This window comes from Rhodoferax sp. (assembly GCF_018063565.1).
Taxonomy (GTDB): domain Bacteria; phylum Pseudomonadota; class Gammaproteobacteria; order Burkholderiales; family Burkholderiaceae_C; genus Rhodoferax.
In genome coordinates, this window is the sequence record NZ_JAGPBB010000046.1 from 1 (window position 1) to 24,572 (window position 24,572).

Annotated in this window: 24 protein-coding genes; 17 read left to right on the forward strand and 7 right to left on the reverse strand. The window is 59.6% G+C overall.

Features of this window, described 5'->3' with window-relative positions:
* Nucleotides 1-2,033: ATP-dependent Clp protease ATP-binding subunit ClpA (clpA, locus tag KBF66_RS11755; RefSeq protein WP_296656689.1), on the forward strand; the 2,033-nt coding region annotated here is incomplete at its 5' end.
* 50 nt (nt 2,034-2,083) lie between these two features.
* Nucleotides 2,084-2,953, forward strand: coding sequence for a patatin-like phospholipase family protein (locus tag KBF66_RS11760; protein WP_296656692.1), 870 nt, complete (start codon nt 2,084-2,086; stop codon nt 2,951-2,953).
* A gap of 208 nt (nt 2,954-3,161) precedes the next feature.
* Here the strand turns inward: KBF66_RS11760 and phaP are convergent, their stop codons facing one another.
* Complete coding sequence (phaP, locus tag KBF66_RS11765; RefSeq protein WP_296656694.1) at nt 3,162-3,704, reverse strand: TIGR01841 family phasin; 543 nt, start codon at nt 3,702-3,704, stop codon at nt 3,162-3,164.
* A gap of 237 nt (nt 3,705-3,941) precedes the next feature.
* On the opposite strand from phaP, the gene KBF66_RS11770 reads away from it, so the two are divergent.
* Genes KBF66_RS11770 through KBF66_RS11815 form a run of 10 tightly spaced genes read left to right on the forward strand, consistent with a single transcriptional unit; the run spans nt 3,942 to nt 11,309 of the window.
* Complete coding sequence (locus tag KBF66_RS11770; RefSeq protein WP_296656697.1) at nt 3,942-4,754, forward strand: (Fe-S)-binding protein; 813 nt, start codon at nt 3,942-3,944, stop codon at nt 4,752-4,754.
* Nucleotides 4,751-5,425, forward strand: a complete 675-nt coding sequence (locus tag KBF66_RS11775; protein ID WP_296656699.1) for a lactate utilization protein — start codon at nt 4,751-4,753, stop codon at nt 5,423-5,425. The genes KBF66_RS11770 and KBF66_RS11775 overlap by 4 nt, the downstream gene beginning before the upstream one ends.
* Entirely contained in the window at nt 5,422-6,855 is a 1,434-nt protein-coding gene (locus KBF66_RS11780) for a LutB/LldF family L-lactate oxidation iron-sulfur protein (RefSeq protein WP_296656701.1), read from the forward strand. Before KBF66_RS11775 ends, KBF66_RS11780 begins: the two co-directional genes overlap by 4 nt.
* A gap of 26 nt (nt 6,856-6,881) precedes the next feature.
* The gene (locus tag KBF66_RS11785) at nt 6,882-7,607 is read left to right on the forward strand and encodes a nitroreductase (protein ID WP_296656703.1); all 726 of its coding nucleotides are present in this window, start codon (nt 6,882-6,884) and stop codon (nt 7,605-7,607) included.
* Between the two features lie 2 nt (nt 7,608-7,609).
* Nucleotides 7,610-7,972, forward strand: coding sequence for a roadblock/LC7 domain-containing protein (locus KBF66_RS11790; RefSeq protein ID WP_296656706.1), 363 nt, complete (start codon nt 7,610-7,612; stop codon nt 7,970-7,972).
* Between the two features lie 26 nt (nt 7,973-7,998).
* Nucleotides 7,999-8,481, forward strand: coding sequence for a PAS domain-containing protein (locus KBF66_RS11795; RefSeq protein WP_296656708.1), 483 nt, complete (start codon nt 7,999-8,001; stop codon nt 8,479-8,481).
* A complete protein-coding gene (locus tag KBF66_RS11800) occupies nt 8,448-9,224 on the forward strand; it encodes a phosphate/phosphite/phosphonate ABC transporter substrate-binding protein (protein WP_296656710.1) in 777 nt (258 codons plus the stop codon). Before KBF66_RS11795 ends, KBF66_RS11800 begins: the two co-directional genes overlap by 34 nt.
* Nucleotides 9,225-9,235: 11 nt before the next feature.
* Nucleotides 9,236-9,817, forward strand: coding sequence for a hypothetical protein (locus tag KBF66_RS11805; RefSeq protein ID WP_296656713.1), 582 nt, complete (start codon nt 9,236-9,238; stop codon nt 9,815-9,817).
* Nucleotides 9,814-10,695 (forward strand): hypothetical protein, encoded by an 882-nt coding sequence (locus KBF66_RS11810; protein WP_296656716.1) that lies wholly within the window; start codon nt 9,814-9,816, stop codon nt 10,693-10,695. The genes KBF66_RS11805 and KBF66_RS11810 overlap by 4 nt, the downstream gene beginning before the upstream one ends.
* A complete protein-coding gene (locus KBF66_RS11815) occupies nt 10,692-11,309 on the forward strand; it encodes a hypothetical protein (protein ID WP_296656717.1) in 618 nt (205 codons plus the stop codon). The genes KBF66_RS11810 and KBF66_RS11815 overlap by 4 nt, the downstream gene beginning before the upstream one ends.
* Nucleotides 11,310-11,331: 22 nt before the next feature.
* On the opposite strand, the gene bamC is transcribed toward KBF66_RS11815, so the two are convergent.
* Genes bamC through KBF66_RS11840 form a run of 5 tightly spaced genes read right to left on the reverse strand, consistent with a single transcriptional unit; the run spans nt 11,332 to nt 15,302 of the window.
* Nucleotides 11,332-12,417: an outer membrane protein assembly factor BamC gene (gene bamC / locus KBF66_RS11820; protein WP_296656719.1), complete on the reverse strand. Its 1,086-nt coding sequence runs from the start codon at nt 12,415-12,417 to the stop codon at nt 11,332-11,334.
* Between the two features lie 32 nt (nt 12,418-12,449).
* On the reverse strand, nt 12,450-13,343 hold the full coding sequence (gene dapA / locus KBF66_RS11825) for a 4-hydroxy-tetrahydrodipicolinate synthase (protein ID WP_296656721.1): 894 nt from the start codon (nt 13,341-13,343) through the stop codon (nt 12,450-12,452).
* 27 nt (nt 13,344-13,370) lie between these two features.
* On the reverse strand, nt 13,371-13,952 hold the full coding sequence (locus KBF66_RS11830) for a class I SAM-dependent methyltransferase (protein WP_296656723.1): 582 nt from the start codon (nt 13,950-13,952) through the stop codon (nt 13,371-13,373).
* Nucleotides 13,949-14,074: a hypothetical protein gene (locus tag KBF66_RS11835; RefSeq protein ID WP_296656725.1), complete on the reverse strand. Its 126-nt coding sequence runs from the start codon at nt 14,072-14,074 to the stop codon at nt 13,949-13,951. The genes KBF66_RS11830 and KBF66_RS11835 overlap by 4 nt, the downstream gene beginning before the upstream one ends.
* Nucleotides 14,075-14,078: 4 nt before the next feature.
* Nucleotides 14,079-15,302, reverse strand: a complete 1,224-nt coding sequence (locus tag KBF66_RS11840) for an MFS transporter (RefSeq protein ID WP_296656726.1) — start codon at nt 15,300-15,302, stop codon at nt 14,079-14,081.
* Between the two features lie 121 nt (nt 15,303-15,423).
* On the opposite strand from KBF66_RS11840, the gene KBF66_RS11845 reads away from it, so the two are divergent.
* From KBF66_RS11845 to parC, 5 genes are all read left to right on the forward strand, one after another.
* Nucleotides 15,424-17,394: a DNA topoisomerase IV subunit B gene (locus tag KBF66_RS11845; RefSeq protein ID WP_296656729.1), complete on the forward strand. Its 1,971-nt coding sequence runs from the start codon at nt 15,424-15,426 to the stop codon at nt 17,392-17,394.
* Between the two features lie 201 nt (nt 17,395-17,595).
* The gene (locus tag KBF66_RS11850) at nt 17,596-19,062 is read left to right on the forward strand and encodes an alpha/beta fold hydrolase (protein ID WP_296656731.1); all 1,467 of its coding nucleotides are present in this window, start codon (nt 17,596-17,598) and stop codon (nt 19,060-19,062) included.
* A complete protein-coding gene (locus KBF66_RS11855; protein ID WP_296656732.1) occupies nt 19,059-19,835 on the forward strand; it encodes an ATP-binding cassette domain-containing protein in 777 nt (258 codons plus the stop codon). The genes KBF66_RS11850 and KBF66_RS11855 overlap by 4 nt, the downstream gene beginning before the upstream one ends.
* On the forward strand, nt 19,832-21,007 hold the full coding sequence (locus KBF66_RS11860) for an ABC transporter permease (RefSeq protein ID WP_296656733.1): 1,176 nt from the start codon (nt 19,832-19,834) through the stop codon (nt 21,005-21,007). Before KBF66_RS11855 ends, KBF66_RS11860 begins: the two co-directional genes overlap by 4 nt.
* Nucleotides 21,008-21,109: 102 nt before the next feature.
* Nucleotides 21,110-23,509 (forward strand): DNA topoisomerase IV subunit A, encoded by a 2,400-nt coding sequence (gene parC, locus KBF66_RS11865; protein WP_296656734.1) that lies wholly within the window; start codon nt 21,110-21,112, stop codon nt 23,507-23,509.
* 48 nt (nt 23,510-23,557) lie between these two features.
* Here parC and KBF66_RS11870 read toward each other — a convergent pair whose 3' ends face one another.
* The gene (locus tag KBF66_RS11870) at nt 23,558-24,466 is read right to left on the reverse strand and encodes a LysR substrate-binding domain-containing protein (protein WP_296656735.1); all 909 of its coding nucleotides are present in this window, start codon (nt 24,464-24,466) and stop codon (nt 23,558-23,560) included.
* Nucleotides 24,467-24,572: the final 106 nt, after the last annotated feature.

Genomic DNA, 24,572 nt, shown 5'->3' on the forward strand with positions numbered 1-24,572 from the left:
GTGGCAAAAAAGAGGTGACAGGCGCAAACGTGCTGTTAACGATTTTTGGCGAGAAAGCCTCTCATGCGGTGTATTACCTGCACCAGCAGGGGGTGACCCGACTGGATGTCGTGAACTTTATAGCCCATGGCATCAAGAAGAGTGATCCGCCCGAGCCGACCAAGGCCAGCGAGAGCCCGGCTGAGGCTGAAGAAGGCGGTTCGGAAAAGAACGAAAAGGCGTCGCCACTCGAGCAATACACCCAGAATCTCAATCAGTTGGCCAAAGATGGCAAGATCGATCCGCTGATCGGACGCGAGTACGAGGTGGAACGGGTCATTCAGATTCTGTGTCGCCGCCGCAAGAACAATCCGCTGCTGGTGGGTGAAGCGGGGGTGGGCAAAACTGCCATTGCCGAGGGCCTGGCCTGGCGCATCACGCAAAAAGACGTGCCTGAAATTCTGGCCGAATCGATCGTGTATTCGCTCGATATGGGCGCACTGCTGGCCGGAACCAAGTACCGCGGCGATTTTGAGCAACGTCTCAAGGGCGTTTTGAAGTCGCTCAAGGACAAGCCCAACACCATTTTGTTCATCGATGAAATCCACACGCTGATTGGGGCCGGTGCGGCGTCGGGCGGCACGCTCGATGCATCCAACCTTCTCAAACCGGCGCTCAGCACCGGTGCACTGAAATGCATTGGTGCGACCACCTTCACGGAGTACCGTGGTATTTTCGAGAAAGACGCAGCGCTGTCGCGACGCTTCCAGAAAGTCGATGTGCTGGAGCCGACCGTGGAGCAGACGGTTGAAATTCTCAAAGGGCTGAAATCACGTTTTGAGGAACACCACAGCGTCAAGTACGCGGCGGCCGCTTTGCAGGCTGCGGCCGAACTCAGCGCCAAGTACATCAATGACCGTCATTTGCCGGACAAGGCGATTGATGTGATCGATGAGGCGGGTGCCGCGCAGCGTATCTTGCCGGCGTCCAAACGCAAGAAGATCATCAGCAAGGCCGAAGTGGAAGAGATTGTGGCCAAGATTGCCCGCATACCGCCGGCCAATGTTTCCAACGACGACCGTGGCAAGCTCAAGACGTTGGAGCGGGACCTGAAGAACGTGGTCTTTGGTCAGGACAAGGCCCTTGACATGCTGGCCTCCAGCGTGAAGATGGCGCGCTCAGGCCTGGGCAAGGGCGACAAGCCGATTGGTGCGTTTTTGTTCAGTGGTCCCACCGGGGTCGGCAAGACGGAAGCCGCCAAGCAACTTGCTTACATCATGGGCATTGAGTTGATCCGTTTCGACATGAGCGAGTACATGGAGCAGCATGCGGTGAGCCGACTCATTGGCGCGCCACCCGGCTATGTCGGTTTTGACCAGGGTGGCCTGCTGACCGAGGCCATCACCAAAAAACCACACTGTGTCTTGCTGCTGGACGAGGTCGAAAAAGCACACCCGGCCATTTTCAACGTGCTGCTGCAGGTGATGGACCACGGCACGTTGACCGACAACAACGGTCGCAAGGCCGATTTTCGCAATGTCATCATCATCATGACCACCAACGCCGGTGCCGAGACGATGAACAAGGCCAGCATCGGCTTTACCAACCCGCGTGAAGCCGGTGACGAAATGGCTGATATCAAACGCCTGTTCACGCCTGAGTTCCGCAACCGGCTTGATGCCATCGTCAGCTTCAAGTCGCTCGATGAAAACGTGATCTTGCGCGTGGTTGACAAGTTCCTGCTGCAATTGGAGGCGCAACTGGCCGACAAGAAAGTGGAAGTGACCTTCACTGACAAGTTGCGCCAACACCTCGCCAAAAAGGGTTTTGACCCCTTGATGGGGGCTCGACCGATGCAGCGACTCATTCAGGACACCATTCGGCGCGCACTGGCCGATGAATTGTTGTTTGGCCGACTGATGGACGGTGGTCGCCTGACGGTTGACCTGGACGACAAGGACATGTCCAAAACCGAAGTTCTGCTTGAGATCACGCCGTTGCCGAAGAAAGAGGGCAAATCCAAGCCTGAAACCCAGGAAGCGGCGACCAGTTGAGTCCCAGCGGTCCGGGCCGCAATACCACTTGGTATTGTGGCGTCTGTTCCATGGTGCTGGTGGCGTTTCTCGCGGCGTGTGCCCAGGCGCCACAACGCGAACCGGTGCTCGCTGCACCACCGATTTCCGCGATCAAAAAGCAGCCCCGGTTGGGGTTGGCGCTGGGTGGCGGCGCGGCGCGTGGTTTTGCCCATATTGGCGTGCTTCAGGTTCTTGAAGAAGCCGGGTTGGCACCTGACCTGGTGGTTGGCACCTCCGCCGGAAGTGTGGTGGCAGCCTTGTACGCCAGTGGCAAATCAGGACGCGAATTGCAGTTGATTGCTGAGTCGATGGAAGAAGCCTCGTTCTCAGACTGGCGCCTGCCTCTGTTTAAACCCGGTTTGCTGCGCGGAGAGGCGCTGGCACGGTTCATCAGTGACCAGGTTCGGGGTCAACAAATTCAGGAACTTCCCCGACCATTGGGGGTGGTGGTCACGGATCTGCAAAGTGGTGCAGGCGTGTTGTTTCAACGTGGTGATACCGCAACGGCGGTACGTGCGTCGAGTGCGATTCCCGCTGTGTTTCAGCCAGTGACGATTGCCGGGCGGGATTACGTTGACGGTGGTCTGGTATCGCCGGTACCAGTGGTGTTCACCAAAAAAATGGGGGCTGACCTGGTGGTTGCGGTCGACATTTCGGGAGACCTGCAGGGCAATGCGGGTCAGGACATGTTTCAGATTTTGATGAAAACTTTCGCCATCATGGGCAAAAGTCTGACTGCTTTTGAGCTGCAAAAGGCCGACTTGGTGGTGAGACCAGCGACCACGGGCTTGTCCAGTGCCAGTTTTGCGTCACGGAGCAACGCCATACAGTCCGGTCGGCAGGCCATGTTGGCGGCATTGCCGGCGCTACGCCAACTGATTGCCCAGCGCAGCAACTGAAAAAAAAGGGTTGGTCTTGCGACCAACCCTTAAGGGATCCCTGAACCTGAAGGTTTCGAAAGGACCCGAGGAGACAAACGGTACGGTTGTGAAGGAAGCCTTTAAATCAAGCTGCTAGAGCTAGTATCTCAGGGTTTTCCCTTGAACTATAGAGGCAAAGCATTAATTTTTGACTTGTCTTCAAATTTGCCACATTTCTAGCAAGGGCTTAACGCTTCTTGCTGCTGGTTTTGGTGGTGCTGGCAGCGGTATTGGTCACAGCGGCAAAATTGGCTTCTGCGACATCAGTGGCTTGTTTGACCGCTTTTTGCACAGATTCCAGCGCCGTGTTGGCTGCAGCGACTGCGCTTTTCATCACCGAAACCGCAGTTTCGCTGCCAGCCGGTGCATTCTTGGCAGCCGAGTCGATCATACCGGCCAACTTTTGTTGCGCTTCAGCAGCTTGGCTCTCAAAGGCTTTGGTGAACTCGCCTGTGGTTCCAGTGGCGATCTCATAGAGGTGGCGGCTGTAAGCTGCTGTCTTTTCAGCCAGCGGTTGCAGCAGGCTCGATTGCAGGGCCAGCAGCTCTTGCGCATCTTTGACGCTCAGCAGGGCCTTGGCGTTTTCGCCGGACTCGGCCAAGGCCGCTTTTGATGCGCTCATGTTCAGTTCGACGATCTTCTCAACGCCCTCAAAGGCTTTGGCGGTCAAACCGAGCAGGGTTTCAACGTTGGCTTTTTGAGCGGCCAGTACTTGTTCAACAGTCATCATGGTGGTTTCTCCTGGTAGTTAAAAAGTTTTCTGCCCCGGTACCGCGATGTGCGGAAATGTTGCAGTGCAGCAAGCTCGAATTATAGGGAGATGTTGCAATGCAGCAAGCCCTTTTTGTTGCATTGCAACAATTTGGAGATGTTTTTCTAATAATCAGGGTTTTTCGCTACGGAACGCCAAGTCAAGGCTATGAAAATCACGCAACAATGCGGCAATCATGAACCGGAGACAAAAAGCATGGCGTGTTCCATCGGCCTCGAACGTTCCTATCCCGGCAAACCCGACGATGTCTACCTCTTTGCGACCTGCCTGATTGATCAGTTCATGCCGCAGGCGGGCATGGACAGCGTGTTGTTGCTGGAGCGAGAGGGCATTCGGGTGCATTACCCGGCCGCGCAAACCTGTTGCGGACAACCTGCGCATAGCAGCGGATACCCGGACGAGGCCCGCGCTGTGGCCTTGCAACAGCTGAATCTGTTTGTAGAACCTTGGCCGGTGATTGTGCCCTCAGGCTCCTGCGGCGGCATGATTCGTCTGCACTATCCGCATTTGTTTGCGGATGATCCGGTGTTACATGCGCGCGCACTGGCCCTGTCGGACCGGGTGTTTGAATTTAGTGAGTTCCTGGTTCATGTCTTGAATTTTTCGCACCAGGATCAGGGTGATCCGTGCCGAGTGGCCCTGCACACCTCTTGTCATGCGCGGCGGCAGATGGGGTCGCACGAAACCAGCGCCGCGTTACTCGCCACGCTTGAGCGGGTGCGGGTGGTGGAGCAGGAGCGCATCGAAGAGTGTTGCGGTTTTGGTGGAACCTTCTCGCTGCTGCACCCCGAAATTTCAGAGGCCATCGTCACCGACAAGGTGGCCAGCATCAAGGAAGCGGGTGCCCAGCAGGTGGTGAGTGCCGATTGTGGATGTCTGCTCAATATCACCGGTCGCGCAGCGCGTCAGGACGAATTGGCGGGTCGCAGGGTGGTCTCGTTGCCGGGTCAACATCTGGCGAGTTTCTTATGGCAACGCACCCAGCCGATGAAAGGTGCCACAGCATGAGCGCACGCGAAGCGATTCTGGGCCGATTGCGGGCAACGTCGATGCCGGACCTGCCAGAGTTGCCAGACGTTTCCAGCTGGTACACCGGGCAGGGACGGGGTGAAGACCGGGCGCAGAGAGTGGTCCGCCTGTGTTCGGCCATGCAGGCGGTGAAAACCGAGATTCACGCGGTCACCGCAGGCAACTGGGTTGATCAGTTGCTGCGGGTGGCTGCGCTCAAAGGGCTGCGGCGGATGCTGATTGGTCAGGGCACGGCGCACGGCGATGCGCTGGCGGCACAGGCCGGTTCGCAACTGGAGATCATTCGCTATGAGCAGGCCATCGAATCCTGGCGCGATCGGCTGTTTGATGACGTGGACGCCTCGCTGACCATGGCGCGTGGCGCGATCGCCGAAATTGGCAGCCTGATCGTCTGGCCGACACCGGCTGAACCACGGCTGATGTCGCTGGTACCGGCCACCCACTTTGTGTTGCTCGACGAAGACACGGTGCACGCCGATTTTTATACCGCCTTGCGGCAGGAGGGCTGGGCGCAGGGCATGCCAACCAATGCCTTGCTGATCAGCGGACCGTCCAAGACCGCCGATATTCAGCAAACGCTCGCGTATGGTGCGCATGGCCCTCGCGAACTGGTCGTGCTGCTGCTAGGTCATACCGGAGGCTACGCATGAGCAAGGTGATTGCCATCAACCCGACACAGGATTTCAAGCAGCGCACGCGCCACGTGCTCAACGATCCGGCGCAGCGCAAGAATTTTCGTGGTGCCATGGACTTCTTGCAGGCGAAACGACGCACTCAGTTCCCGGATCAGGAGGAGCGCGAGGGTCTGCGTACTCTGGGTGAGCAGATCCGGCGCTACAGTCTTGCGCACCTGCCGCGCTTGCTGGAGCAACTTGAATCGCGCCTGACGGCCAACGGTGTGCAAGTGCACTGGGCACAAACCCCGGATGAAGCCAATGCCATTGCACTGGGTATTGCGCAGCGTGTGAATGCCAAACATATCATCAAGGGCAAGTCGATGGTGAGTGAGGAAATTGGCTTCAACCACGCCATGGAAGCAGCGGGGATTGAAGCCTTTGAGTCAGACATGGGCGAGTACATCGTGCAGCTGGCCGGCGAGGCACCCTCACACATCATCATGCCGGCCATTCACAAGACCAAACAGGCGATTGCGCAACTGTTTGCCGAAGAAGTGCCCGGGGTGAGTTACACCGAAGACGTGGACGCACTGATCCAGATTGGCCGACGTGTGTTGCGGCGAAAATTTGCCGATGCCGACATTGGTCTCTCAGGTGTCAATGTGGCGGTCGCAGAAACTGGTACCTTGTGTCTGGTGGAGAACGAAGGCAATGGCCGCATGTGCACCACGGTGCCCAGGGTGCACATTGCCATCACCGGCATCGAGAAAGTGGTCGAGAGACTGGAACATGTGCCGCCTTTGCTGAGTTTGCTGACCCGCTCGGCCACCGGGCAGCCGGTGACAACCTACGTCAATATGATCAGTGGGCCACGCCAACCGGGCGAGAAGGATGGTCCGCAGGAAGTCCATCTGATCCTGCTCGATAACGGACGAACCCAGGCCTACGCCGATCCGGGGCTGCGGGCGACGCTGCAATGCATTCGCTGTGGTGCGTGCATGAACCATTGCCCGGTGTATGCGCGAATTGGTGGTCACGCTTACGGCACCACCTACCCGGGTCCGATTGGTGCCATCGTGTCGCCCCACATGCTGGGTCTGGATGTGACCTACCCGCTGGCGTTTGCCTCCACCTTGTGTGGTGCATGCGCCGAGGTGTGCCCGGTCAAGATTCCCATCACCGATATCCTGGTGCGCTTGCGCAATGAGGCACAGGCCCGACCGGACAGCGACAACGCCAGCCTACGTGGCAGTGGTGCCGCGCGCAGCATGAGTGTTTCAGCGGTCTGGCAGGTCTGGTCGCAGGTTTACAGCCGCTTGGGCCTGTACAAACTGGCGTCCTGGTTCATGAGTCGTGGCCGCGCCTTGTCGCCGTCCGAGCAAGGGGCCTGGACACGCAGTCGCACACCGCTGGTTCCGGCGCCGCGACGATTGCGCGATATGCTCAAGGATCGCAATCCTTAAGAGTTTGTTCTTTACAACTGATTTTTATGACTTCTGTCCTACAACTTTCTGAGCAAGCCGGCGTGGTTGAGTCGGCCATCACGTCGCGCATGTCTGCGCGCGCCTATACCGGCCAACCGGTGGCACGGGAAACCCTGGAGCACCTGCTGGAAGTGGCCAGCCGTTCGCCGTCAGGCACCAACACCCAGCCTTGGAAGGTTTATGTGTTGCAAGGTGCCAGCCGCGATGCGCTGGTTGACAAAGTCTGTGCCGCCCATGATGCGTTGCGCGCCGACCCTTCACTGGCTGCCCAGTACCGTGAGGAATACGACTATTACCCGGAACAGTGGGTCAGTCCCTATATTGACCGGCGCCGCGAAAACGGCTGGAGCCTCTATGGTCTGCTCGGCATCACCAAAACCGACAAGGACAAAATGCACTTGCAGCATCAGAGGAACTACCGTTTCTTCGATGCACCGGTGGGCCTGATGTTCACCATTGACCGCGTCATGGGGCGTGGTTCATTGCTGGATTACGGCATGTTTCTGCAAAGCCTGATGGTATGTGCCCGCGCACACGGCCTGCATACCTGCCCGCAGGCCGCCTGGAACGGCTTTTCCAGCATTGTGCTGCCGCACCTGGGTGCCGGTCCGGGCGAAATGTTGGTGTGTGGCATGGCGCTGGGGTATGCTGATGCCGACGCACTGGTCAATCGCTTTGTCACGCCCCGCGTGCCGGTCAGTTCGTTCACCCATTGGGTCAACCGGAGTTAATGATGCGCACCGATATGTTTCAGCAGTCGCTTGAAGACTTGAATGGTTCAACGGCCGATATTGAAGCCTGCGCGCTGATCTCGACAGACGGACTGATGATTGCATCGGCGCTGCCGCAGGGGATGGACGAGGACCGGATTGGCGCCATGTCGGCGGCCCTGCTGTCGTTGGGCGAGCGGACAGCCCGTGAGCTCAGTCGCGGCAAGCTGGAGCGGGTGCTGATCCAGGGCGAACGCGGCTACGTGATCATGAGTGCGGCTGGCCCGGAGGCGGTGCTGACGGTGCTGGCCAAGTCGAACGCCAAACTCGGTCTGATTTTTCTGGACATCAAGCGGGCGGCCGAGTCGCTGTCCAAAATGATTTGACGAGGTGCAGCGTGACACTGTGCGACATGTCCGAACCCGCAGCCCCATCGACCTGCTGTGAACTCAACTATTGCGATGGTAGTCAGCGCAAGGTCTACACGACCGACCTCGAGGTGATGTTTCCCTTGGGGCACCTGATTGTTTCGCGCACCGATCTGGCGGGCATCATCACCCACGCCAACGATGCGTTTGTCGAGATGAGCGGCTACACCCGTGACGAGCTTTTGGGTGCACCGCACCATATCCTGCGGCACCCCGACATGCCCAAGCTCGCGTTCAAAGGCTTGTGGGACGACATTTCGGCCGGGAAAAAATGGCATGGTTACGTCAAGAATCTGCGCAAGGATGGCGCCTTTTATTGGGTCTATGCCACCGCCGTTCCCAACATTCGTGAGGGTGTCATCGTGGGTTACACCTCGGTGCGGCGCAAACCGTCTCGTACCAAGGTCAACGGCCTGATTCCGCTGTATCGGCAATGGCTGGAACAGGAAAAGGCGGCACCAAGATGATGAACTTCCTGATAGCGCCGGATTTTTCACCCGAACACTTTGCCAGCTGGCACTTGCTCAATACGGTGGTGCAACGGCGATCGGGCGTCCATCTGCATTTGTTGACACCGACCAGTGCGCAGGAACAGGCGGAACTGCTGGCCGCGGGCCAGGCCGATATGGTGTACGCCAACCCCTTTGACGCATCCGACCTGATCCGTACCCGAGGCTATGTGCCCTTGGCGCGGCCGGTGCAGCGGTTTGACGAAATGGTCATCGCCACCGCTGCGCAATCCGGACTGAAAGCGCTGGAGTCCCTGCAACCTGGATGCCGGATTGCCGTCACTGAAAATCGGGATGTGCGTCTGATCGGCCTTCGCTTGCTGGAGCCTGCCGATCTCGACGAGTCGCTGATTGCGTGGGTCCCGGTGGATAGTTACCAGGCGGTGGCCCGTAAGGTGATCAAAGGTGAGGTGGACGCGGGGTTTTTTCTGGCCGATGCGTTTGCGTCATTGACCCGTTTGACGCGCAGTCAGATGCAAGTTCTGGTGGAAAGCGCCATTCACGATATTTCACACGTTTTATTGGCTCTACCTCAATCTGGTATTGATTTTGAAGCTATTAAAAAAGTATTTTGTGAGATGGGTCAAATGACTGGAGACCAGGACTTGCTGCTGTCATTGGGATTGCCGCACGGCTTTGAACCGATGACGCAGGAGCAGGCTGAATTCATGATTGACCTCATGGAAACCTTGCTCGATTGAGGGTTTGGCCGATGTTCAACCCGCCGCTACCCGACGTGCAGCGCCACGCCTTCAGAGCCCACACCCGGCGTATGTTGCATGCACAGCGCGACACTGCACGCCATGCGGCGCGTGTTGAGGCGGCGCTGGCACTGCCCGGCGCCGAGCCGGTCCAGGGTGCGCTGGCAGATCTGTTCTGTGTTTTTGGTTCGGCGCATGCTGACTGCAAGCGCCAGGCCCTCAGCATGGCACAAAGCCGATTGGCAGCGCATGTTGTCAACTGGTTTGCTTCGCAAGTGGAGGCGCCGGCCTTGCCAGTTGTTTCGGCACTGGCGACACGCTGGAGTGTGCTCGCGGTCGTATCGGCGAACATTTCGACGCGGGCGCGCCGCTGCAGTGCGGACGATTCCCGCGTCCTGGCCGTCCAGGTGGTGGAAGCGTTCAAGTCTGCGGACCAGCAAGCCCAGCAGACTTTTTTTCACCATTGTTTGACCTGCCACGACAACCTGGCATTCATGCTGGCCCGGCGTCAGTTGCTCAAGCTGGCAGACACTTTGCCACCGGCGTGGGAGGCGGTCAGTTGTCAGCTTGAGTCGGCACGGGTGGGCTCATGAAGGTGTATCTGGTGGGCATGGTCAGTCGCGACCAGGCAGCGTTCGACCTGTTTATGAAGCGACATTTTCCTGACTGGCGCTGGCAGGCGGTGGACGCTGCATCGGAGCGGGTGCCAGCGGTTGCGGCGGGCTCAATTTGCTTGCTTGATCTGGCCGCAATGGGCATGGCACGCCATTCGATCGCGGCACAGACGCAGTTGCTGGCCTGGGTCGGGGGCCAGCCGGCGGTATTACTGCTGTCCAGGCACGATGTATCGTGGCAGGCTGCCTGTCAGGCACTTGAACCGCAACCCTGGCAGTGGCTGGGCAAGCCGTACAACGCCGAGTCCATGCGTGCCGCCTTGGAGCTTGCCGCACGCCTGATCCAAACGCCCGCTGTGACACAACAGCCGATTCCCACGACGCCAGCAGGGGGCAAGATCAGTCCCGAAGTGAACCCGCTGCCATTGTCCGTCGCCCCGCCGCCCGCTGTGGTCATTACTGCCGCGTCGGACACTGCTGCGCCAGGTTTGGATGTCGAAGAGTTGGCGCAACGGCTGGCGGCGAGCCCGCTTGACCGATTCGTGTTGTTGCGCAAGATGCTCGTTGGCCTGCAGCAGTCACAGGCGTTCGAACTGCGGTTTACCGTGCAGCATCTCTTGCTGGTGCATCCGCTACATGCCTGGGTGGCTGGCAACATGCCATTGTCGGTGGTGCAACGGGTGTGCACCAGTGATGCGTTGGCCCGTTCGATCACATTGAAAATCATGACTCCCGCTGAAGCCGAGCAACGGGTGCTGCAACTCGGTCTGGCTCCACAGGAGCTCGGCATTTTTCTGCTGGCGCTGGCCGATGCGGTGCTGCCCCAGGTGTCCAACTCAAGCACAATGGCGACATGACGACAAGCAAAAATGCATGGTTCACACTGACGCCCGCCGGGGCGATCCGTGCCTTTGGTCAGGTCGAGCCAGATCGGGTGGCACAGCAGTTGCAGGTGTTGCTGAGCGGTGAGCATACGCTCGATCTGACCCGCTGGACTGAACTCAGCGATGTGGATGATGCCGATGTAGCCCGCCACGAGGCCAGCGCCTGGGTGCAGCGTTTGCCGCGCCCGTTGCAGGGGCCGGATGCCAAGCTGGACGATTTTCTGCAGTTTGTGATTGCCGGGCTGTCTGCGGAGCGCCGTGTGGTTCTGGCCTCAGACAGCGGCTTTTGTCTGGGGCGTGCTGGATTCGAGCAAGACGAAGCCGATGTGCTCAGTGCGGCCGCTGCCGACTATGGTGCGTTTGCCGAGCGCCAGGCCCGCCGAGGGTGGGGTGGGGCGGGTGCCTATGTGGCATTTCACGCCGATCCGCACTTTCTGCTGCCGACGTTTGCCTTTGTACCCTTATGGGTGGATGGCACCGGTTACTGGTTGATCATGGCCGGAGAGCCCTTGCTCAACTGCCCGGCGCTGGTGGAGCTGCTGTGGGGTCTGAAAGTGGCCGGTACCCGGTTTGCCGCGGGATCCTGACCTTTTTTGACCCTCAGGGTTGCTATTTGAGGTCTTCTGCCAGCACCGACACAATCCGCTGTGCTTCTGCCTCTGGCGCTGCGGAACCATCTGCGTTTTGCACCGACACCGTGCTCTGGTTGTTCTGGCTCACCACGGATACACGGTATTTTTTTGGCGCACTTTCGGCTTTGCTGGTACCCAGCAGTTTGCCAAAGAAGCCGGGTTCGCTCTTGTCCGCCACCGGCACGACGTAACGAACAAAATAGTAACCCTTGCTACGGTCGCGGTCTTCGACGGTGAAGTTGGTGCGATCAAGTGACAGACCGACTCGGCGCCAGGCGCGATCAAAACCGTCATCGACGACCAGCGCTGGCTGGCCATCCACCTTGACCACTCGTGACACGGTTTTGGGCACACTGCTGGCCACCAGCGCTTGCGACTGCTCTTGCGACACGCCAAGTTTGACCATCAGGCGGCGCAAGAACTCAGCTTCCAGTTCAGGGTCTGCCGGGCGCGGTTGCCACACTGTCCGGTCTTTCTGCGCGCTGTCGTACACCTCAATCATGCCGCGGTGGCTGATGAAGACGTCGGTGCCACCCGCCGGATTTCGCTCCAGCCGAGTGCGGAACTTGTCGCGCTCGCCGGTCGAGTACAGGTTGTCGATCAGCTTCCCTAAGGTGTTGCGGATGAAATCCTGCGGCAATTTGGCCCGGTTCTCTGCCCAGTCGGTTTCCATAATGCCCAGATTGGCCTGATCCATCGCCAGCAAGAAACCACTGTCGTGCCAGAAGTCCTTCACCGGCTCCCACAATTTGTCCGCTGGCCGGTCGATCACCAGCCAGCGCTGATTGCCTGAACGCTCGATACGTACATCGCCCACCGTGGTGAGACTGGTGGGCAGCGCCTGCGTGCTGGCTTGACCTATTTTGAAGCTGTTGGCGGTAATGACAGAGCCCGGCACGGTGTAACGACTGTCGCGCGTGAGTTGCGTCAGGTCCGGCGGAATCTCCAGGGTCGGTGCCTTATTGCCCGCACTTTTGTAATCGACTTTGTCACCCTCTAGGGTCGAGCAGGCGCCCAGTGCCAGCGTCAGGCCAAGCAGCAGGAATCGGGAGGAATGGTTCACAAAGGTCCTTTGCATGAAAAATCAACAACTCTCTACAACACGGCAGCGGCCCGCAGTGCCTCTTCAACCAGCGCTTCAGCGGCGCTGCTTAAAGGAGTCATGGGCAGGCGCAAGGTGGGGCCACATTTGCCCATACGCGCCATCGCCCATTTCACTGGAATCGGGTTGGCCTCCACAAACAGGTTCTTGTGCAGCGGCAGCAGCCGAAACTGGATCGCCATCGCCGTTCTCACATCACCCGCCATGGCCGCCACACACAGTTCGTGCATCAGGCGTGGGGCCACGTTGGCCGTGACGCTGATGTTGCCATGTCCACCACACAACATCAGTGCGACCGCCGTCGGGTCATCTCCGGAATAAATGGCAAAACCCTTGGGTGCCTCACGGATCAACCACTGCGCCCGGTCGATATTGCCAGTGGCTTCCTTGATGCCGATCACTCCGGGCAGGTGCGCCAGGCGCAGCGCGGTTTCCAAACTCATGTCGGCCACCGAACGGCCGGGTACGTTGTACAGCACCATGGGCAGGTCAACCGCTTCGGCGATCGCCTTGAAGTGCTGGTACTGGCCTTCTTGTGTTGGTTTGTTGTAGTACGGCACCACTTGCAACTGGCAGCTTGCCCCCACCTGTTTGGCAAAAGTGGCCAGTTCGATTGCCTCGGCAGTGCAGTTGGAGCCGCAACCTGCCATGATCGGAACCCGACCGGCCGCCTGCTCGACCGAGACGCGGATGATCTCGCAGTTTTCAGCCATGCTCACCGTGGGTGACTCACCCGTGGTACCCACCACCCCGATGCAGTCGGTGCCCTGTTCGATATGCCAGTCGATCAGCTTTCGCACACCCGGGTAATCAACACGGCCGTCGGGCAGCATGGGGGTGATCATGGCAACAATGCTGCCGGTGATGGATGGCGTCTGGGATGTCATGGGTGCGGCTCGGTTCAGGGTAGCGCGCTATTCTAGCGAGAGTGCGGGACACGGCGATCCGTCGCCCGGGCTTGAAACCCCAGGCCGCAACGCCGCAATCCGCTGCACCAGTCGAGAAGGTTGCGCCAAATAGCCATTCTCGTAGGCAACGATGTGCAAGTCCCGACAGACTTCGAGCAACTCACCGGGCCGCAGCAAAAAGTCGGAACGTGACGGTTTGCCAAACTGGGCGTTGCCCAGCGCAAAGGTCTCATAAATCAGCAAGCCACCCGGTGCCACACTGGCGAGCAAGGCGGGCCAGAGCGGACGCCACAGATAGTTGGTGACCACCAGCACATCGAAAGCTTGGGGTTTTCCCTGCTGAATCAATGGCCAGGGCTGTGCTTCCAGGTCAGCCTTGATCACGCGCCCAAAATTTGCTGCCGATTCCAGTGCGTCAGTGCTCCGGTCGATACCGGTCACGACATGGCCACGTTGCGCGAACCAGCGCATGTGACGCCCGGTACCACATGCCACATCAAGCACCTGGCTGCCCGGTACCGCCAGCGCGGACCAGCGTGCCACCCAGTCAGAAGCAGATCCCGGCACTGCCGCTGCCACAGGGTTCAAAAGCAGGTCCACAACTGGTTGGCGATGGTCATCAGGAACTCGGGCCGCCCGTACAGATAAAAAATGCCGGCAAGCGCCGCCGATAAAGCGCTCGCAGCGATTATTTTTTTGATTGGTGTCATGAGCTCAGGTGCCCTGAGGCAAAGGCGCGCGCTTGATCGGCGCTTCTTTGATGGGCAGATTCAGCAACGCGGCCATCACCCCCAGGGCGATGGCGAGGTACCAGACAACGTCATAACTACCGGTACGGTCGTACAACACCCCGCCCAGCCAGACGCCCAGAAAGGAGCCGATCTGATGACTGAAAAATACAAAACCGCCCAGCATCGACAAATGTGCCACGCCAAAAATCTGCGCCACCGTGGCATTGGTCGGCGGCACGGTGGACAACCACAGCAGCCCCATGACGGCTGAAAACAGGTAGACACTGACGTCCGACAAGGGCACCAGCAGGAAGATGCTGATCACAACCGCACGCGCGAGGTAGATGAAAGCGAGGATATTCTTCTTCTGCAGGCGCTGCCCCAGCACGCCTGCGATGTAGGTGCCAAACACGTTGAACAACCCAATCAGGGCCAGCGAATAACTTGCCACCTGTGCCGGCAGGTTGTGATCCTTGAGGTAACTTGGCATGTGCACACCAATGAACACCACCTGGAAGCCGCAGACAAAATAACCCGCCATCAGCAACTGAAAGCTGCGGTAAGCAAAAGCCTCGCGCAAGGCCTGGACAATGGACTGCTCGCGAAAGTGCCCGGCACCGCCACCGCGAAAATCCGGCTCGCGCAGCCACCAGGCCAGCGGCATCATCAACAGTGAGGCGGCGGCAAGCACCACCAACGCCTGTTGCCAACCCAGGCTGCTAATGAGAAAACCCTCGGTAGGCACCATCAAAAACTGGCCAAATGAGCCTGCTGCCGCGGCAATGCCCATGGCCCAGGAACGTTTGCTGGCGTGTACATTGCGCCCGATCACGCCATACACAATGGCGTAGGTGGTGCCGGCCTGTGCCATGCCGATCAGCACCCCAGCCGTCAATGCAAACATGCCGGGGCTGGTGGCGTAGGCCATGCCCAGCAAGCCAAACGCGTACAACACCGCACCCGCCACAATCACCCGAAAGGCACCAAACCGGTCGGCCAACATGCCGGCAAAAATGCCTGCAAAGCCCCACACCAGATTTTGCATGGCCAGGGCGAAGGCAAAGGTCTCGCGGCTCCAGTTTTGCTCCTGGGTGATGGGTTGCAGCCACAAACCAAAGCCATGGCGGATGCCCATTGACACGGTGACGATGGCCGCGCCACACATCAACACCTGGGCGGTAGAGAGAGTTTTCTGTTCTTCTGGCATGGGTGGAATATAGCCAATCGGCGCGGCCAATGCTGCCTTAAAGGCATGCAGGCACTTAATTGGTGGTTGATATGGTTTTATATCCAGTGGTTTTGCATCATCTTGATTACAATGCCCGCCCATGGCGACCAAACCCACCCCGGAATATTCTGAAAACTCGATCCGCGTGCTCAAGGGCCTGGAGCCCGTCAAGCAGCGCCCGGGCATGTACACCCGCACCGACAACCCGCTGCATATCCTGCAAGAGGTACTCGACAACGCCGCCGACGAGGCGCTGGCCGGCCACGGCAAAAAGATCAAGGTCACGGTGCATACCGACGGCTCGGTCAGCGTTGAGGACGATGGACGCGGCATTCCGTTTGGCCTGCACCCGACCGAAAACGCGCCGGTGATCGAACTGGTGTTTACCCAATTGCATGCAGGTGGCAAGTTTGACAAAGGCAAGGGCGGGGCTTACAGCTTTTCCGGCGGCTTGCACGGCGTGGGCGTGAGTGTTACCAACGCGCTGAGCGTGCGCCTGGAAGCCACCACCTACCGCGAACAACAGGTGGCGCGGCTGGTGTTCGCGGGTGGTGAGGTGGTCGAACCGTTAAGCCTGCGCCCGGCGGGGGACGGTGAGCGCCGCTCCGGCACCTGCGTGCGGGTCTGGCCGGACGCCAAGTATTTTGAGTCAATGACGATACCCATGTCGCATCTGGAGCACCTGCTACGCAGCAAGGCAGTGTTGATGCCCGGTGTGACCGTGAGTCTGACCCAGGAAAAGACCAGAGAAACCCAAACCTGGGTATACAAAGGCGGTCTGCGCGACTACCTGACGCAAACCCTGCCCGGTGAACCGGTCATTCCGCTGTTTGAGGGTGAGGGTTTTGCCGATGCCCAGCACGAGAGTTTTGCCGAAGGCGAGGGCGTGGCCTGGTGCGTGGCATTCACCGAAGACGGCCAACCGGTGCGCGAAAGCTACGTCAACCTGATTCCCACGACGGCTGGCGGCACCCACGAGTCAGGACTGCGCGATGGGCTGTTTGCTGCGGTCAAGAGTTTTGTCGACATGCATTCATTGCTGCCCAAGGGCGTCAAGCTGCTGCCCGACGATGTGTTTGCCCGGGCCAGCTATGTGTTGTCGACCAAGGTGCTGGACCCACAGTTTCAGGGCCAGATCAAGGAGCGGCTCAACTCGCGCGACGCGCTGCGGCTGGTCTCCAGCTTTGTGCGCCCGGCGCTCGAGCTCTGGCTGAACCAGAACGTGGAGTACGGCAAGAAGCTCGCCGAGATCGCCATCAAGGCCGCCCAATCGCGGCAAAAGGCCGGACAAAAGGTGGAAAAGCGCAAAGGGTCCGGGGTGGCGGTGCTGCCTGGCAAGCTGACCGACTGTGAAAGCCGCGACATCGCGCAAAACGAGGTGTTTCTGGTGGAAGGCGACTCAGCGGGCGGCAGCGCCAAAATGGGGCGCGACAAGGAAAGTCAGGCGGTGTTGCCCTTGCGTGGCAAGGTGCTCAATACCTGGGAAGTTGAGCGCGACCGGCTGTTTGCCAATACCGAAATTCACGACATCGCGGTGGCCATCGGTGTGGATCCACATGGGCCCAACGATTCACCCGACTTGAGCGGCCTGCGCTACGGCAAGATATGTATCCTGAGTGATGCCGACGTGGATGGCTCGCACATTCAGGTCCTGCTGCTGACGCTGTTTTTCAAGCACTTCCCAAAACTCATCGAAACCGGTCACATCTATGTGGCGCGCCCTCCGCTGTTTCGGGTGGATGCCCCTGCGCGCGGCAAAAAGCCGGCGTCCAAAGCCTATGCACTCGACGAAGGCGAGTTGACCGCCATTCTGGACAAGTTGCGCAAGGAGGGTGTGCGTGAAAACGCGTGGGCCATCAGCCGCTTCAAGGGACTGGGTGAGATGAACGCCGAGCAGTTGTGGGACACGACGCTGAACCCGGACACGCGGCGGCTGCTGCAAGTGGGTTTGGGCAATCTGGATACCCGGCAGACCGCGGAGTTGATGACCAAACTGATGGGCAAGGGCGAGGCGGGGGCGCGGCGGGACCTGATGGAGTTGCATGGGGATTCGGTGGAGGTCGATGTTTGACCATTGTTTTGATCGTTGCCTGCGGTGATTGAATATGGACTTGATGCCTGAAGTGCCAATGCAGTGGCCAGATCATTTGCAGCACCGGGCAAACTGCCAATGTGTACTGCACACGACGATGCGCACACGCATGCCCTGCGCGTCGGAAAACTTGCACCTGAAGATTGCGATGCCATGACGTTCATGATCAGCAAGATTCCAATGTCTTATCCAAAGAGAGCACTCGCGATGCTGCTCCTGGGGGCCGCCATGGCAGCGCATCTCTCGTCATATGCCCAAAGCCTGATGACCAAGCCTTGCCACTTGCCTGGCATGCGTGACGCGGTGTTGTGCGGTACGCTTTCCCGTCCCCTCAATCCCGAAGATCCGCAAGGCAGGCGCATCAGTATTCACATTGCGCTCATGCCATCCAAAGCGCGTGAAAAACTTCCCGATCCCATCTATGTGCTGGCGGGTGGACCGGGACAAAGCGCCATCGACCTGATGCCTGCAATGCAAGGTACGTTGTCGCGACTGAACAACCGGCGCGATCTGGTGTTTGTAGATCAACGTGGCACAGGAAAAAGTGCGCCACTGACATGCGGCCAGGAAGCACGGCTCAGTCTGTCGGAGGTTCTGGACCCAGGCCAGTTGCCGGCTCGCATGGCCAGATGCCTTGATGCACTGGAGAAGCTGCCCCATGGCGACCTGCGCTACTACAGCACCACGATTGCCATGCACGATTTGGATGCTGTGCGGACTGCACTGGGGCAGGGGCAGATCAACCTTGTCGGCGCATCGTATGGCAGCCGCGCCGCCCTTGAGTATTTGCGCCTGTTCCCGCAGCACGTGCGCCGAATGGTGATTGATGGCGTGGCCCCGGCCACCATGTCGTTGACCCAATCGATGGCCGATGATGCCAACACCGCCTGGAAAGCGCTGGTTGCCGACTGTGGTGCCGACGCAGGCTGCGTCAAGCGCTACCCCGCGCTGGCCCTGCAGTGGGAAAGAATGTTCACCGCATTGCCCCAAACCGTGACCGTCAACAACCCGCTGACCGGCGCGCGTGAACAGCTCATTCTGACGGCTCCCATGGTGGCGGGTATGGTGCGTGGCCCGCTTTATGCCCCCCAGTTGGCGGCTGGATTGCCGAATGCCGTCAGCGAAGCAGCGCAAAAGAACTGGACTCCGCTGATTGGTTTGGCCAGTACCAACCTCAGTCGTGCAGGTGGCAGCCTGGCCATGGGACTGCACTTTTCCGTGATTTGCGCCGAAGACCCGCTGCGTGAGGCGTCGGCGACAACCGCCGGTCGATTTGCCGGCGTCATGGACAGGTCTTACCAAGCGGTGTGCGCGTCCTGGCCCAAGTCCAAAGTCGATCAGGGGTTTTACACGCTGCGCGCCAGCCCTGCGCCAGTGCTGATGTTCAGCGGTGGTGTCGACCCGGCAACCCCACCGCGTCATGCGACAGAAGTTGCCAATGCAATGGGCGAGAAGGTTCGCCACATCGTCGTGCCCAACGCCGGGCATGGTATCTTGAGGCTGGGCTGTGCCAGTGACATCGTCTTCAAGTTCATTGACCACAAGCAGGATGCGCCGGCCCTGAAAGTGGACGCCGCCTGTCTTTCCAACATCCCGCGCCCCAAAGCATTTGTACCCCTGAGTGCCGCGCTGGAGGGCGGGTCATGATTCGGGTTGAACATTTGAGCAAACAGTTTGTGCAGCCCAAGCGTTTTCGAGTGGCTCCAACCGTGGTGCAGGCTGTGCGGGACATGAACTTTGCGGCAGACAATGGCTGCATCACCGGCCTGCTCGGGGCCAACGGTGCGGGTAAAACCACCACGCTGCGCATCGTGGCAGGTTTGTTGGCAGCCGATGGTGGCCAGGTTTTGATTGACGGCATTGATGTGCGGGAGAACCCGCGCGCCGCGCTGTCACGCATCGGCTGTCTGAGCGACTCACGTGGCCTCTACCCGCGCCTCACGGCCCGTGAAAATGTCATTTACTATGGCCGCATGCAAGGACTCACGCAGAGCGCTGCCTACCTGCGTACGGACGCCTTGGGCGAACTGTTGGACATGAAGGAACTGCTTGACCGCCGCACCGAGGGCTTCAGCCAAGGCGAACGCATGAAGACCGCCCTGGCGCGGGCGCTGATCCACAATCCGCCGAACCTGCTGCTCGACGAGCCGACCAATGGGCTGGATGTGGTGGCTACCCGCCGCCTGCGTGAGGCGCTGCGCCATCTGGCCTCGCCGCAAGGGGGGAACAAATGTATCGTGTTTTCCACCCACATCATGCAAGAGGTCGAGCGATTGTGCAATGAAGTGAGCGTGGTGGCCGCCGGACAGGACGTGGCCCGGGGCTCAGTGCATGCCCTGTGCGAACAGACCGGGTGCCCCGATTTTGAGGACGCATTTGTCGCCCTGGCATTTGCCCAGGGCAGGGGATCGAGCGAATGAATGCCGCACTGAGAGACAGCTGGATTGTTTTTCGCAAAGAGATCGTCGATAGCATGCGGGATCGCAAAACCTTGATGATGATTTTTCTGACGGCCGTCCTGATCGGCCCGGTCATGCTTGTGGCCATGTCCTTTGTGGTGAGCCAACAGGAAGAGAAGGCCGAACGCCGCGAGGTATGGGTCGCCGGCCTGGAGCATGCCCCGGAACTGCACAACTACCTTCTGCGTCAAGGCATGAAGGTGAACCCCGCTCCTTCCGACTTCGAGTCGCAGTTGCGGGACTCCCGCTTGGGCGAGTCGGTCATATGGGTCGCCGAAGATGATCAGGAGAGACAAAGCAGTGGCCAGTCCCCCGAGCTTCGGGTGGTGTTTGACTCGGCCAACCGTCAGTCGACAGTCCTGGTGGGACGCAATGTGGCGCTGCTGGAAGGCTTTAACCGTGAGCAAGGTCTGCTGGAGCTGAGCACCCGAGGTGTGGCGCCAGCGGTGTTGCAACCGTTTCGCATTCAGGAGCGCAACCTGGCCAGTGCACAAAGTCGCTCCTCCCAACTCACGGCCATGGTGCCATGGATGGTGATGATGGCGGTGCTCTTTGGTGGGCTGACCGTGGCGCTGGACACCACCGCTGGGGAGCGCGAGCGCGCTTCGCTGGAGCCTCTGCTCACCAACCCCATTTCGGTCTTTTCGCTGGTGCTTGGCAAGTGGCTGGCAACGGCGGTCGTGGCCATGTCCATTGCTGCCATCAGCGTTTCAAGTTTCTTTCCGGCCAGGATGTTGATTCAAAGTGAGTCCCTGCAGGCCATGTTCCGGTTCGGATCAAGCGAGGCGATCCTGTTTTTGCTCATGCTGCTGCCATTGGCCGCTGCGGTGGCCGCCGTACTGATGCTGGTCGCCATTCACGGTCGCAGCTACAAAGAGGCCCAGAGTCGTTCCACGGTGGCGCTGCTGGCCTTCCAGTTGGCGCCAATGATCGCCATCATGGACTTCTCAGGCGAACGACCTTGGCACTTGCTGGTGCCCAGCCTGGCGCAACAGACGGTAATGCTGCGAGTGCTTCGCGGTGAAGAACTGCTGTGGCAACACCTGCTGGTGCCAACTGGCATCAGTCTGGCCCTGACGACCGTGTGTTTGGTCGTCTTGGCCCGACGGATGAAAAGTCTGGCGATTCGCTGAATGCCGCTCTCCCGAAGTCAAATTGGGCAAAGAAGTGCCTTCAGGCCAAGCCAGTGTCTCCTGTTAAGCTATCTAGATTAGAGCAAAATATCCAATCAATCCATGATCGACGTCCTCCTGACCGACCCGCCATCACCCGCCCTGCCCGATGGTGACGAGACCCCCAGCCTGGCCAGTTACGCCCAGCGCGCTTACCTTGAATACGCCCTGAGCGTGGTCAAGGGCCGCGCTTTGCCCGACATCACCGACGGCCAGAAACCGGTGCAGCGGCGCATTCTTTATTCCATGAGCCGCATGGGCCTGGGCTTTGGCGGCACCAACGGCAATGTCGGTGCCAAACCAGTGAAAAGCGCGCGCGTGGTCGGCGATGTGCTGGGTCGCTATCACCCACACGGCGACAGCGCCGCTTATGACGCCCTGGTACGCATGGCGCAAGACTTTTCGCAACGCTACCCGCTGATCGATGGTCACGGCAACTTTGGCAGTCGCGATGGCGACGGTGCGGCGGCCATGCGCTACACCGAAGCGCGTCTGGCCAGGATCAGCAGCCTGCTGCTCGATGAAATTGACGAAGGGACGGTCGACTTTGTGCCGAACTACGATGGCTCCACCGAAGAGCCGCGCCTGCTGCCCGCGCGCCTGCCGTTTGCGCTTCTTAACGGCGCCAGCGGCATTGCCGTGGGCCTGGCCACCGAAATCCCCAGCCACAACCTGCGCGAGGTGGCCGATGCCTGCGTCGCGTTGATCAAGACGCCTGAGCTGGGCGACGTCGAACTGTTCACGCTGATCCCCGGGCCTGATTACCCCGGTGGCGGCCAGATCATCAGCAGTGCGGATGATATTGCCGAGGCCTACCGCAGCGGCCGCGGATCGCTCAAATGCCGCGCCCGCTGGAAGATCGAAGACCTGGCGCGCGGCCAGTGGCAACTGGTGGTGACCGAACTGCCACCAGGTGTCAGCACCCAGCGCGTGCTGGAAGAAATCGAGGAAATCAGCAACCCCAAGGTCAAGGCTGGCAAGAAAGCACTCAGTCTGGAGCAAAACCAGGCCAAGGCCACGCTGCTGGCAGTACTGGACGGCGTGCGCGACGAGTCCAGCAAAGATGCCGCCGTCCGTCTGGTGTGTGAGCCCAAAACCAGTCGCATCGGCCAGCAGGAGCTGATCAACACGCTGCTGGCGCATACCAGTCTGGAGACCACCAGCCCGATCAACCTGACCTTGATCGGGCTGGATGGCCGACCCACGCAAAAGTCCTTGCGACAGATGTTCACCGAGTGGATTGCATTCAGGCAGAGCACGATCGAGCGGCGCACGCGCCATCGCTTAGGCAAGGTACTGGACCGCATCCACATCCTGGAGGGACGGGCTCTGGTGCTGCTCAACATCGACGAGGTGATTGCCATCATCCGCCAAAGCGACGAGCCCAAAGCGGCGCTGATCACGCGTTTTCACCTGAGCGACCGGCAGGCCGAGGATATTCTGGAAATCCGCCTGCGCCAACTGGCGCGGCTGGAAGCCATCAAGATCGAACAGGAACTCAGCAGTTTGCGTGGTGAGCAGCAGAAGCTCGAGGAGATTTTGGCCAGCCCCGCCGCCTTGCGCCGCCTGATGATCAAGGAAATCGAAGCAGACGCCAGAACCTTTGCCGACCCCCGTCGCACGCTGATCCAGGCTGAGAAAAAAGCCGTCCTGGAAGTCAAGGTTGTCGACGAGCCGGTGACGGTGGTGGTCAGCCAAAAGGGCTGGGTGCGGGCGCAGAAAGGCTGGGCCAAGGACAAGGCGACTGCGGCGAGCGCAACGCCCAGTGTCAACCCGGCGGCAGACTACAGTTTCAAGTCGGGCGACACGTTGTACGGCACGTTTGAGTGCCGTACCGTTGATACCCTGCTGGCCTTTGGCTCCAATGGTCGTGTCTATTCCGTACCGGTGTCGGTGCTGCCGGGTGGGCGCGGTGACGGCCAACCCATCACCAGCCTGATCGAGCTCGAAGTCGGTACCCAGTTGCTGTATTACTTTGCCGGACCGATGAGCGCCAGTCTGTTGTTGTCAGGTTCTTCGGCCTATGGTTTCATCGCCCCAGTGGACAACATGGTCAGCAAGTTCAAGGCGGGCAAAGCCTTCGTCACCGTCAATGACGGTGAAACCTTGTGTGCGCCATCGGTCGTGCTGTGTGACTCGGGCAGTCAGCCATGGCCGTTGGCCACCCATGTGGCCTGTGCATCCACCGGCGGGCGCATTTTGACGTTTGCACTGAGTGAGCTCAAAACCATGGCCAACGGTGGGCGTGGTCTGATGCTGATCGACCTGCAGGACAAGGACACGCTGGCCGGCGCCGCCGCTTACAGCCGCAGCATCCGCATTGACGGTGTTGGGCGGGGTGGCAAGCCGCGTGACGAAACGCTGGAGATTCGCAGCCTCAACAACGCGCGTGGTCTGCGGGCGCGCAAAGGCAAGTTGGCCGATCTTGGCTTCAAACCGACCGCGATCACCCGGATTGAATGACACAACAGGATGCAGCAGGTTTTCATCAAATGAACTTTTGTTGAGACCTCAATGCCCCAGCAGTTCGGTCAAGGTCTGCTTGATCAGCGTGAGTGTGGCTTGCTGCGTCAGGGTGGCCGGGCGCAGCGAGCTGGTGGCGGCCGACACTTTGGTGCGCAACACAGGCGCAATGATGTTGCGCACCTGATAGGCACCGGGGTGCGCTGCATTGGCGACGGCATTGCGTGGCAGCACGGCGCTGCCAACACCGTCTGCCACCAGGTCCAGGATGGCCGGTACGCCATCGATCTCGAGGGCAATTTTCAGGCGGCAGCCAATGTTGGCCATCTCTGACTCCACTTGCATTCGCACGGCATTGGGTCGGCTGGGGATCACCAGCGGCAACTGCGCCAACTCCCTGAGCATGACTGGCGTCACCACGCTGTCGTCCACCGACCCGGGTGGGCGGCGCTGAACCAGCAGCAGGTCTTCTTCCAGCAAGGGCGTGATTTCGGTCTCCGCCGTGGGTTGTGCGTTGTACAGCACGGCAATGTCAAGCCGCCCGGCAATCAACGAGCCTTGCATCGCCACCGACAGACCTTCACTGATAGAAATCGTGGCATCCGGTAACTTGGCTCTGAAGGCGCGGGTCAGTGGCACCGTCAACGCTCGCGCCAGGCTGGTGGGCAAGCCCACCGCCACCCGTCCGGCGAGTGATCCGCGCACCCGTCCCAGCTCCTCGTAGGCCCGCTCCACCTGGTGCAGGATGCCACGGCCATGCGCCAGCAGCAATGTGCCAGCTTCAGTTGGCAATGCGCCGCGGCCATTGCGGATCAGCAGCGCTTGTCGCAACTCCACTTCCAGCAGGCGCACCTGGCGGCTCAGCGCTGGTTGGGCCACATCCAGTGCAATGGCGGCGCGCGTAAAACTACCGAGCTCGGCCACGCGCACAAAATATTCCAGTTGTTTCAGATCCATGATGCACAGGGGTGAAGTGATTGCAGCGGGGCTTGGCCGAAGGCCAGTATCATGAAGTTTTGACCATAGCTGATTTAATATTATGCCTTTCTGTTATATCTGATAG